The organism is Arthrobacter sp. NPDC058097 (assembly GCF_042884885.1).
Classification (GTDB): Bacteria; Actinomycetota; Actinomycetes; order Actinomycetales; family Micrococcaceae; genus Arthrobacter.
Genome location: NZ_JBHVSZ010000007.1, coordinates 78,571 through 90,525, shown reverse-complemented (window position 1 = coordinate 90,525; position 11,955 = coordinate 78,571). Strand labels below are relative to the sequence as shown.

Genomic DNA, 11,955 nt, shown 5'->3' with positions numbered 1-11,955 from the left:
CATGGTTCCGTTCTGCACGTTTGTGCATAGTGCTTGACGTTATTTTCCAATAATTCAAACAATAGTGGTGAACGGCCCCGCACCATCCGGTGCGCTGCCTGCAACAAGCCTTTTCGGACCAAACCCAAAGGAGCAGATTTGGGACTCAAGGATTCATCCGGCCATACCAACAGCGCTGCCGTCCACGGTGCGGAGCGCGAGTCCGTCTCCCGGCTGCGCCAGCGGCCCAACGCCCGGGTCCTGATCATCGGCGGCGGCATTAACGGCGTCGGAACTTTCCGCGATCTCGCCCTCCAGGGCGTCGATGTGGCGCTGGTGGAACGCGGCGACTACTGCCAGGGCGCCAGCGGCGCCTCGTCGCACATGATTCACGGCGGCATCCGCTATCTGGAAAACGGCGAATTCCGGCTGGTCCGGGAATCCGTGGTTGAGCGCAACAGGCTCCTGCGGATCGCGCCCCATTACGTGAAGCCGCTGCAGACCACCATTCCGATCTTCAGCACGTTCTCCGGCGTCCTGGCCGCGCCCCTGCGGTTCCTGACGCACAAGCAGCAGGGCAAGCCCAAGGAGCGCGGCGCATTCCTGATCAAGCTGGGCCTTAGCCTCTACGACTCCTTCTCCCGCGACGGCGGCAGCGTCCCGCGCCACCAGTTCCGCACCCGGCACAAGGCACTGGCCGAACTTCCGATGCTGCATCCCGGCGTCAAGTACACCGCAACTTATTTCGACGCGTCCGTGCACAACCCGGAGCGCCTCACCCTGGACGTCCTGCAGGACGGCGAGAAGGCGGGCAGGGCACACAACACAGCCAGGGCCAGCAACCACCTTGCGCTGATGTCTGTCAGGTCCAACGGAGACGGTTCCAGCACCGCGGTTCTCCGCGACCAGCTGACCGGCGAGGAGTTCGATTTCACGGCGGACGTCCTCGTCAACACCACCGGCGCATGGGTGGACCTCACCAACCAGGCCATGGGTGCACCCACCACCTTCATGGGCGGGACCAAGGGCTCACACATCGTCCTGGACCACCCCGGCCTGCTCGCCGCCTGCAAGGGGCGCGAGATCTTCTTCGAACACACTGACGGCCGGATCGTGCTGATCTACCCCATGGGTGACCGCGTGCTGGTGGGAACCACCGACGTCGACGCCGACATGTCCGAAGACGCCGTCTGCACCGATGAGGAGATCGACTACTTCTTCGACCTCATCGGCCACGTGTTTCCGGACATCGCCGTCAACCGCGGCCAGATTGTCTACACATTCTCGGGCGTGCGTCCGCTGCCGCGGCACGACGCCACCCAGCCGGGCTTCGTGTCGCGGGACTACCGCATCGAACGGCGCGCCCCGGAACGAGGCGGCCAGGAGGGCGGCGCCGTCGTGCTCAGCCTGGTGGGCGGCAAATGGACCACCTTCCGCGCCCTGGCCGAACACCTGGCCGGCGACGTCCTCGCCGAACTCGGACTGGAACGGAAAATTTCGACGGCGAAGCTCGCCATCGGTGGCGGCGCCGGGTTCCCGGACAGTGACGCCGGAATCCAGAAGTGGATTAAGGCGCACATGACCGCCACCCGCGATGCCGACCGGACAGCCGGCCTTCTCACCAGGTACGGCACCCGCGCCGAGGAAGTCATCAGCTATCTCGACGCCGGCCACGACCGGCTGCTGCGTTCCACCCGGGAGCTGAGTGTCAGGGAACTGCAGTTCATGGCGGCCCACGAACAGGTAGGGCACCTGGTGGACGTGCTGATCCGGCGCACTTCGCTCGCCTTCCGCGGCCTGGTCACCGGAGAGCTGCTGAACGAAGTTGCTGAGGCCTTGGCCGAGCCGCTCGGCTGGGATGCGGCAGGCGTTGCCGCGGAGATCAACCACGCCCAGGAGGTGCTCAAGCGATACCACGGCGTCGAGGTCCACAGCCTCGTCGCTTAGCGGGAAACCGTCCTTCAACACGAAGGACTTACAACAGAAAATAGAGGAGTCAAAGATGTCTCTTGGATTGGTTTTTCTTTCCGAAGTTTTCGGAACCGCCATGCTGACCCTGCTGGGTTGTGGCGTGGTGGCCAACGTTGCGCTCAAAGGCACGAAGGGCAACAACGGAGGATTCCTGATGGTCACGTGGGGGTGGGGCATCGCCGTCTTCGCCGGCGTGTACGTTGCCGCCCGGTCCGGCGCCCACCTCAACCCGGCCGTCACCACAGGCCTGCTGGTCAACGGCAAGGCCGAATACGCCCCCGGCGTTCCGGTCGACCTCGCGTCCACGCTGACCTACTACGGCGGTGAGCTCCTCGGCGCTTTCCTGGGCGCCGTGGTGACGTGGCTGGCGCACAAGCAGCACTTCGATGCCGAACCCGAGCCCGCCAACAAACTCGGCGTCTTCTCCACCGGCCCCGCCATCCGCTCCACCCCCTGGAACCTGGTCACGGAAATCATCGGCACGTTTGTGCTGGTCTTCGTGATCCTCACCTTCGGCGGAACGCCGTCCGGTCTTGGCCCGCTGGCCGTGGCCCTGCTCGTCGTCGGCATCGGCGTCTCGCTGGGCGGCCCCACAGGATACGCCATCAACCCCGCCCGTGATCTCGGACCCCGCATTGCCCACGCCATCCTGCCCATCAAGGGCAAGGGGTCCAGCGACTGGAGCTACTCCTGGATCCCGGTGGTCGGCCCGCTCGTCGGCGGCATTCTCGCCGGACTCGTGGGGCTGCTGCCCATCGTGTTCAAGGCAGCCACGTGACGCCCTGCGCCTGAACCGCGGCGCCTGACCCGAACGGCGCCCTCATAGGGGGGGCGCCCAGATCCGAAAACCACATCCATAACCACATCTGTTCAAACGCAAGCACTACGACAAGGACGTCATCATGAGCCAATACGTAATCGCCATCGACCAGGGCACCACCAGCACCCGCGCCATCGTCTTTGACCAGAGCGGCAACATCGTGTCCTCCGGCCAGATGGAACACGAGCAGATCTTCCCGCAGGCCGGCTGGGTGGAGCACGATCCCACTGAAATCTGGGACAACACCCGCGAGGTCATCGGCTCCGCCCTGTCCAAGGCGAACCTGACCCGGCACGATATTGCCGCCGTCGGCATCACCAACCAGCGCGAGACGGCGGTGGTCTGGGACAAGACAACAGGTAAGCCGATCTACAACGCAATCGTGTGGCAGGACACCCGGACCCAGCCCATCGTCGACGAACTGGCGAGGGAGGGCGGAGCGGACCGGTTCAAGCAGAAGGTGGGGCTGCCGCTGGCCACGTACTTCTCCGGAACCAAGATCAAGTGGATCCTGGACAACGTCGACGGCGCGCGGGAGAAGGCGGAAGCCGGGGACCTGATCTTCGGCAACACCGACTGCTGGGTCCTGTGGAACCTCACCGGCGGGGTGGACGGCGGCGTGCACGTCACGGATGTCACCAACGCCTCCAGGACCATGTTCATGGATCTCGACACGCTCCAGTGGGACGAGGAGATCCTGGGCACCTTCGGTGTTCCGGCATCCATGATGCCGGCGATCAAGTCCTCCTCGGAGGTCTACGGCACGGTCCACACCTCGCAGCTGCTGCGGGAGGTGCCGGTGGCCGGCATCCTCGGCGACCAGCAGGCAGCCACCTTCGGCCAGGCCGCGTTCGAGACCGGCGAAGCGAAGAACACCTACGGCACCGGGTGCTTCCTGATCTTCAACACCGGCGAGGAAATTGTCCACTCCAAGAACGGACTGCTGACCACCGTCGGCTACAAGCTCGGCGACGCGGCACCGCACTACGCGCTGGAAGGGTCGATCGCCGTCACGGGTTCGCTCATCCAGTGGCTGCGCGACAACCTCAACATGATCAGCAGCGCTCCCGAGGTGGAGTCCCTCGCGGCTTCGGTCAAGGACAACGGCGGCGTGTACATCGTGCCGGCGTTCTCCGGCCTCTTCGCGCCGTACTGGCGCTCGGACGCCCGCGGCGCGATCGTTGGCCTGACCAGGTTCGTCAACAAGAGCCACATCGCCAGGGCGGCGCTCGAGGCTACGGCCTTCCAGACCCGCGAGGTGCTGGATGCCGTCAACGCGGACTCGGGCGTTCCGCTCACGGAACTGAAGGTCGACGGCGGCATGGTCGCCAACGATGCCCTCATGCAGTTCCAGGCGGACGTCCTCGGCGTTCCGGTCATCCGCCCGAAGGTGGTGGAAACCACGGCGCTGGGCGCCGCATATGCGGCGGGCCTCGCCGTCGGTTTCTGGAAGGACCTCGGCGAGCTGTCTGCCAACTGGTCGGAGGACAAGCGCTGGGAGCCGAACATGGATACGGAGGAGCGGGAACGGCAGCTGCGCCTCTGGAAGAAGGCCGTCACCAAGTCCATGGACTGGGTTGACGAGGACGTGAGGTAACCTTCTGGCCCCGGTCCAGAAAAGGGGCCGGCAACTCCCGCCCGCCCGTCCCTGGCCGCTCCCTGACACTCGCAAGCTCGTGTCGGGGCCCTCGCGGCCAGGGGCCCCCGCGAGCTGCCCACCACACCATGGCGGGGAGTCACCGGCCCCTTTTCTTCGTGCCCGCTTCCGTCCGCCGTCGTTTGTTTCCATGTAATGGTGGACAGGCGGTAAGGTGGCTGTATGCGTGCGATCCTTCTGCTTAGCTAGCCGCTTGGTATCCCGAACAAATACGGATTATCGAGCGGCCGCCCCTCCATGTCGAGGGGCTTTTGTGTGTCCGGGGAGACCTTCCCGGCGGGCGGCGGGGATCAGACCGTTATGACAGGACAGAGGTCATGACAGAACAGAAGAGGGCAGCAGTGAGCGTTCAGCCGGAGACCGAAACCGGAACAGCAGCAGGTGGAGCGGAGACGCCCGAAGAGGGCGCGTACAGCTTCGCGGCGATGGAGGCCCGGTGGCCGCAGGTGTGGGAAGACCTGAAGGTCTTCACCCCCGCCGACGACGGATCCCGGGAACGCCGCTACGTCCTGGACATGTTCCCGTACCCGTCCGGTGACCTGCACATGGGCCATGCCGAGGCGTTCGCCATGGGCGATGTGGTGGCGCGGTACCTGCGCCAGCAGGGCTACGACGTCCTGCACCCGATCGGCTGGGACTCGTTCGGGCTCCCCGCGGAAAACGCGGCCATCAAGCGCAACGCCCACCCGAGCGAGTGGACGTACGCCAACATCGACACGCAGGCTGCTTCCTTCAAGCGTTACGCCATCTCCGCTGACTGGTCCCGCCGGTTGCACACCTCCGATCCGGAGTACTACCGCTGGACGCAGTGGCTGTTCAAGCGCTTCTATGAGCGCGGGCTCGCCTACCGCAAGGATTCACCTGTCAACTGGTGCCCCAAGGACCTCACCGTGCTGGCCAACGAGCAGGTTGTCAACGGTGCCTGTGAGCGCTGCGGCACGGCAGTGACCAAGAAGTCGCTGAACCAGTGGTACTTCAAGATCACCGACTACGCGGACCGGCTGTTGGACGACATGTCCGAGCTGCAGGGGCACTGGCCCGAGCGGGTTCTGGCGATGCAGCGAAACTGGATCGGTCGTTCGGAAGGCGCGCACGTCCGGTTCGTGATCGAGGCGTCTGAGGGACGTGCCGAGCGTGAAGTCACTGTCTTCACCACCCGTCCGGACACCCTGTACGGCGCCACGTTCTTCGTCGTCGCTGCGGATGCGCACCTGGCCCTGGACCTGGTCACCCCGGAACACCACGACGCACTGATGGCCTACCGGGAAAAGGTGAAGGCCCTTTCGGACATCGAACGCCAGTCCACGGAACGTGAAAAGACGGGTGTATTCACCGGACGCTACGCCATCAACCCGCTCAACGGCGAGAAGCTGCCAGTCTGGGCGGCGGACTACGTCCTGGCCGATTACGGCACGGGCGCCATTATGGCCGTCCCCGCCCACGACCAGCGCGACCTCGACTTCGCCAAGGAATTCGGCCTGCCTGTGCGCGCGGTGCTGGGCACCGGCGAGGAGGACCCTGCAGTTTCGGGCAAGGCGACCGCGGGGGAGGGTACGCTCATCAACTCCGGCGTCCTGGACGGGCTGCCCAAGAGCGAGGCCATCCCGGAGGCCATTCGGATTCTCGAAGAGCAGGGCACCGGGGAGAAGTTCGTCAACTTCCGGCTGCGTGACTGGCTGCTAAGCCGCCAGCGCTTCTGGGGCACCCCGATCCCCATCGTCCACTGCGCCGAGTGCGGGGAAGTGCCGGTGCCCGACGAGCAACTGCCGGTTACCCTCCCCGAGGACCTGCGTGGCGAGGCGCTGTCACCGAGGGGCACTTCGCCTCTGGCCGCAGCAGCAGAATGGGTCAACGTCGAGTGCCCGAACTGCGGCCGCGCAGCCCAGCGGGACACGGACACCATGGACACGTTCGTGGACTCGTCCTGGTACTTCCTGCGCTTCGTCTCCCCGCACTACACCGACGGCCCGTTCGATCCCGAGAAGATCAACGACTGGATGCCGGTCGGACAGTATGTGGGCGGCGTGGAGCACGCCATCCTGCACCTGCTCTACGCGCGGTTCTTCACCAAGGTCATTCATGACATGGGCCTGCTGGCGGCGGACGAGCCCTTCAGTGCCCTGCTCAACCAGGGCCAGGTGCTCAACGGCGGCAAGGCCATGAGCAAGTCGCTGGGCAACGGTGTTGACCTGGGTGAGCAGCTGGACAAGTTCGGTGTCGACGCCGTCCGTCTCACCATGGTCTTCGCCTCCCCGCCGGAGGACGACGTCGACTGGGCGGACGTTTCGCCGTCAGGCTCTGCGAAGTTCCTGGCCCGAGCCTGGCGCCTTGGACAGGACGTCTCCAGCGCCCCCGGTGTTGACTTCAGCACCGGCGACCGCGCGCTGCGCTCGGTCACGCACCGGACCATCGCGGACGCCGCGGAACTGCTGGACAACAACAAGTTCAACGTGGTGGTGGCCAAGCTGATGGAGCTGGTCAACGCGACGCGGAAGACCATCGATTCAGGTGCCGGCGGTGCCGATCCGGCCGTGCGTGAAGCCGCCGAAGCGGTGGCCGTCATCCTGAGCCTCTTTGCGCCGTACACGGCGGAGGACCTGTGGAACGTCCTGGGGCACCCCGCATCGGTGGCCAACGCCGGCTGGCCGACGCACGACGAGGCGCTTCTGGTGCAGGAGACCATCACCGCGGTGGTCCAGGTCCAGGGCAAGGTCAGGGACAGGCTCGAGGTCTCACCGGCAATCTCCGAGGACGAGCTGCGTGAGCTGGCGCTGGCCTCCGAGAACGTCCAGCGCGCCCTCGACGGCCGCGGCATCCGGACCGTCATTGTGCGGGCACCTAAACTGGTGAACATCGTCCCGGCCTAGCAGGGTTATTTGACTGGCAGCGTTATTTGACTGGCAGGGTTATTTGAACAGCTGGGTCATTTGAACAGCCCAGGACGACTGACTGGCCGGGTTCCGGCCGCCGGCACTGCCGGCGGCCGGAAACAACTGCAGGGGGTTGCGCCGTGATTGACCGAGAACCGGCAGCCTGGCTGTGGTTAAAGGAGCACCTGGTCCGCCTCCGCCAGGCCACCAGGCCTGGCCAGGTTCCGCCTACGGGCGAACCCGCCGTCGTCGTCCGTACCGCCGTGGTCACGGACTCGGCAGCTGCCCTGCCCGCCGACTGGGTACGGGCTTTCTCCATCAACGGCCGGCTGGCCGTCATCCCCATGCCCGTGATGGTGGGTGAGGAGATCTATGGTGAGGGCGAGGACGACATTGCTGGAACCATTGCGGTGGCGCTGGCTGCCGCAACGCCCGTCAAGACCTCCCGGCCTTCGCCTGGCCAGTTTGAGCAGGCATACCTGGCCGCCGAACGTCAGGGCTTCGAGTCCGTTGTGTCCATCCATATTTCCGGTGGCCTGTCCGGCACCGCCGATGCCGCGCGCCTCGCTGCCGGCCGGGTGAAGATCCCGGTGGAGGTGCTGGACACCCGCACAGTGGGTATGGCGCAGGGCCTCGCCGTCCAGAGCGCCGTGGTGGCCGCGGCGGATGGCCGCGATGCCGGCGAAGTGCGCCGGCTCGCCGAGGAGCGCGTGGCACGGTCCCGGGTGTTTTTCTACGTTCCCAGCCTGGAGCAGTTGCGGCGCGGCGGGCGCATCGGCGCCGCGGCTTCGCTCGTTGGTGCGATGCTGGCCATCAAGCCGATTCTGGCGGTCGACGGCGGGAAGATCGTCCCGCTGGAAAAGGTCCGCTCTGCGGCGAGGGCAATTGCCCGGCTGGAGGAGATCGTGGTGGCGGAGGCCGCGGGCCGGCCGCTGGGGGAAGCCCGGCTGGCCATCCACCACTTCGGCAACCGGCCCGAGGCCGAGATGCTCGCAGCCCGGCTGGCGGCGAGGCTCCCGGCCCTTCCGCCCGCGCAGATCAGCTCGCTGCCCGCCGTCTTGGCGGCCCACGCCGGACTTGGCGTCCTCGCGGTGATCGTAGGGGAGAGCAGCTCGTCCGTGGCAGGATGCCTCGCCGCCCCCTCCAAAGCCGGCGGCCCCGGCGGTACTGACGCCGGCACCTAGGACCCTAGACACCCAGGACCTGGACACCCAGGACTTTGGATGGGCGGTCCCGGCCGGCGGAGGCGGCCTCGAGGTCGTACAACTGGGTAGCAGATCCGGGCGTTCTCAGCGCTGGGAAGCCCCTGTGCTGCTACCGGGTTTTCGTTCTTGAGCGGTCTAAAGGACTTTTCGATCCGGCCCGACCGTGGGGGCCGGATCCAACCCTTTAGTGTCGGTGCCCTCTGGGATGCTGTGGGTATGGATAACGCGGCAGTTGCGGAGACGTTGGAGGCCATCGGTGCCTCCGCTCTTTCGCTGGCTGCTGAGCTCCGGCGGGCGACTGATCCGGGTCCGGCTCCGCTGGCCCATGAGGCGGATCCTTTGGGGGACCAGGCGGATGCGTGCCTGGGCGGTCTGGCGGGTGTGGCTGCGATGGAGGCCCGGCTGGCGGCGGTGAAGGTGCAGCTCGCCGCCAGGTTCGCCGCGGCGGAGGAGGCCATGGCTCCGCCTGAGGTGTCCGCGCAGGACCGCGCCGTCCGGCGGATGTCGGTGACCGCTGAGGTCGCGTGCGCGCTGACCGTGAGCGAGGGGGCGGCGGAGCGGTTGCTGGTCGAATCCGCCAAACTCACCAGGGAACTGCCGCTGGCACTGGCCGCGCTCGGCTCAGGAACTATCTCCTGGCAGCACGGGCGGATCCTGTGTGATGAGACCGAGCGGCTGGGACCCGAAGCGGCGGCGGTGTTTGAGGCGCATTTCCTGGACCCGGACGCACCGGGGTATGCGCGGGGTTGTCCGGCCGGGGAGCTGACGCCGGCGAGGTTCCGGGCGAAGGTCCGGTATTGGCGGGAACGGCATCATCCGGTCAGCATCGAAACCCGCCACCACAGGAGTGTGAAGGACCGGCGGCTGGAGTATGCCCCGGACCGGGACGGGATGGCGTGGCTGTCGGCGTATTTGCCTGCTGACCAGGCGGCCGGGATCTGGAACCGCACCACCGCCGCCGCACGCGCCATGCGGGGCCCGACCGAAACCCGGACCCTGACCCAGCTCCGCGTCGACGCGTTCGCCGGGTGGCTGCTCGGCCCGGCACCGGGAGTCCATGACGGGGTTGAGGGTGCAACCATAAGCTCCTTGTCCACAGGTTCCCCGCCTGCCGGTTCCGAGACGGAGGGACCAGCGGACTCCGTTCCGGTTGATGTGCCGTCACCGAAAGCGCAGGTGCTGGTCACGGTTCCGGTGTTTTCGCTGCTTGGCCTGTCCGAGGAGCCCGTCACACTGGACGGGCACGGTCCGATCCCGCCGTCGATGGCGCGCCGGCTCGTCGCCGTCGGCGCAACATCATTCCTTCGGGTCCTTGTTGACCCGCGCGACGGCGCGCCTTTGGAGATCGGACGCACCAGCTACCGGCTGACGAAACCCATGCGCCAATGGCTGCGGCTCCGTGACGCCAAATGCACGTTCCCGGCCTGCAACAACCACTCCCTGGACAACGACGCCGACCACATCCTCGCCTGGGCCGACGGCGGCAACACCGGCGTCGCCAACCTCGGCCAACCCTGCCCGAAACACCACAGACTGAAACACGCCACAGCCTGGCAACCGGTCGGCGCCACCCGCGACGCCCCGCCGGGCTGGATCTCACCGTCGGGACGGACCTACCCGGCCGAGTATCAGGACTGGGAACCACCCACCTGGCCAGAACTGCCGGCAGACCAAGATTGGCAGGAACTTCCGCCTGGCTGGCAGGAACCACCACCAGTCCAGAACTATCCGGAGCCGCGTGATTGGCCCGACCCTCCGGAGTGGCCAGACGGTTCCGATGGCTTCGACTGGTCATCCACAGCGGCTTAGGAAAACGTCTGCCCACTTCTTGTGCCCTAGCAGTGCATGCCCGCCGGTAGTACAGTCTCCCCACCGAGCAAGGAGGCTCCCATGTCCATGCAAGTCCACCACGTCGCCCAGCTGGACCGGGATGTGGCCGACGAAGTTACGAAATGGCTGAAGTACTTGAAGGGCCAGGTCACCAGCGTGCAGTTCCTCACCACCACCATCCCGGATCCCAAAGAGCCGGATAAATGGCGAGTGCAGTACGAGGCCTACATCACCTATCAGCGATAGCGGCGCTACCCACGTGGCGGAATCCACATAGGGCATGACGGGACTGTCGGGATGTCTGACCGTTTCCTAACGTGGTGGATATGTCACGCCGGACCGCTGGAGCCTCAGCCAGCGCTCAGCCGCGCGTAGGCGAAGGGCGTCCAAGTCCAGGGCGTTCCGGCGGCGGACCTGGCTCCATGCAGGGGAGGACAACAGACGGGCGGACAGCCAAACGACTGGCCGCCTCACTGGGACCGCCCACCACCCCCGGGCTTGCCGGCAATACCGGTCCTACCGCTGATGAAGAGCCCGACCGGCAGCCCGGCGGTGGCTCCACTGGACTGCTGGAGGCGGGGACGGGAGGCGGCTTTAGCTATGGCCGCCCCACCGGTTCCACCAGGTCCGCGGAGTCCGCGGAAGCGGCCGAACCGCGGTTCCGCTGGCGGCTGGGCATTCGCGCCGCAGCGTTGGTGGGCGTGCTGTCGCTAATCGCCGGGGTCTTGCTCTGGTGGCAGGTGGCTGCCAATGGACCCGTGGTCCTTCCGCTCAGCTCAGTGACCTACGATGCGGCCGCGACACCGGCCACCAGCGCAGCCGACAAGGAGGGCAACAACCCGGACGGCGGCGGCACAGAAGGCAGTGACGGCAACGACACTGACGCGAAAGGCGCCGACGGGGCAGGCGCTGGCGGGGCGAACAGTCCCGGGGCGAACGGTGACGGGGTAGCCGGGAACGTCGTGGTGCACGTCGCCGGCGCGGTGAAGAAAACGGGAGTGGTCCGGCTCCCGCGCGGAAGCCGGGTGCATGAGGCCATCGCCGCCGCCGGGGGCGCCCGCCCTGAGGCCGACCTCGACCGGCTCAACCTCGCTTCCCCGCTGGAAGACGGCCAGAAAATCTACGTACCGCGCCGCGGCGAGGCGGCGCCGGCCGACACGACCGGTGCCGCGCCAGCGGACAAATCCGGCGCGGCCGGCACCTCCGGAGTCGGCGGTGCCCCGGTCGATGGCAACGGCGGGCCTGCCGGGAATGCGTCTGGCGGGAAGATCAACCTCAACACCGCCACCGTGGAGGAACTCGGCGAGTTGCCGAGGGTTGGCCCGGTGCTGGCCCAGCGTATCGTCGACTGGCGCACGCAGCAGGGCCCCTTCAAGTCGCCTGAGGAACTGGATGCGGTCGACGGAGTCGGGCCCAAAATGCTGGAAACCTTGCTTCCGCTGGTGACCGTCTGACATGGAGGGCAGGACCGGACGCGCGCCCAGCCGATGGCACCGGTACGTGCAGGCGGCAGTGGATTTCCCAAGGGCCGACTCCACACCAGGTGATGCCGGCTCCGGTGATTCTGCCGCTACGGAATCCCGGCCTTCACAGCCTCCGTTCCGGCCCGGTTCTACTAGTGGC

8 protein-coding genes are annotated in these 11,955 nt (G+C 66.6%); all 8 read left to right on the top strand.

The features are described 5' to 3' along the window. Window positions 1–138: 138 nt before the first annotated feature. Window positions 139–1,926 (top strand): glycerol-3-phosphate dehydrogenase/oxidase, encoded by a 1,788-nt coding sequence (locus ACFVTE_RS13410; RefSeq protein WP_387101108.1) that lies wholly within the window; start codon window positions 139–141, stop codon window positions 1,924–1,926. A 55-nt stretch (window positions 1,927–1,981) separates the two neighbouring features. Then, window positions 1,982–2,728: an MIP/aquaporin family protein gene (locus ACFVTE_RS13405; protein WP_387101106.1), complete on the top strand. Its 747-nt coding sequence runs from the start codon at window positions 1,982–1,984 to the stop codon at window positions 2,726–2,728. Between the two features lie 124 nt (window positions 2,729–2,852). Next, a complete protein-coding gene (gene glpK, locus ACFVTE_RS13400; protein ID WP_387101104.1) occupies window positions 2,853–4,367 on the top strand; it encodes a glycerol kinase GlpK in 1,515 nt (504 codons plus the stop codon). Window positions 4,368–4,768: 401 nt separating this feature from the next. Further along, window positions 4,769–7,294 carry a leucine--tRNA ligase gene (gene leuS, locus ACFVTE_RS13395; RefSeq protein ID WP_387101455.1) on the top strand — a complete coding sequence of 842 codons (2,526 nt, stop codon included), beginning with the start codon at window positions 4,769–4,771 and terminating at the stop codon, window positions 7,292–7,294. 143 nt (window positions 7,295–7,437) lie between these two features. Continuing rightward, window positions 7,438–8,481, top strand: coding sequence for a DegV family protein (locus tag ACFVTE_RS13390; RefSeq protein WP_387101102.1), 1,044 nt, complete (start codon window positions 7,438–7,440; stop codon window positions 8,479–8,481). A gap of 237 nt (window positions 8,482–8,718) precedes the next feature. After that, entirely contained in the window at window positions 8,719–10,311 is a 1,593-nt protein-coding gene (locus ACFVTE_RS13385; protein ID WP_387101101.1) for a DUF222 domain-containing protein, read from the top strand. Window positions 10,312–10,392: 81 nt separating this feature from the next. Beyond that, the gene (locus ACFVTE_RS13380; RefSeq protein ID WP_387101100.1) at window positions 10,393–10,578 is read left to right on the top strand and encodes a hypothetical protein; all 186 of its coding nucleotides are present in this window, start codon (window positions 10,393–10,395) and stop codon (window positions 10,576–10,578) included. Window positions 10,579–10,754: 176 nt separating this feature from the next. Beyond that, entirely contained in the window at window positions 10,755–11,786 is a 1,032-nt protein-coding gene (locus ACFVTE_RS13375; RefSeq protein WP_387101099.1) for a helix-hairpin-helix domain-containing protein, read from the top strand. Window positions 11,787–11,955 lie beyond the last annotated feature (169 nt).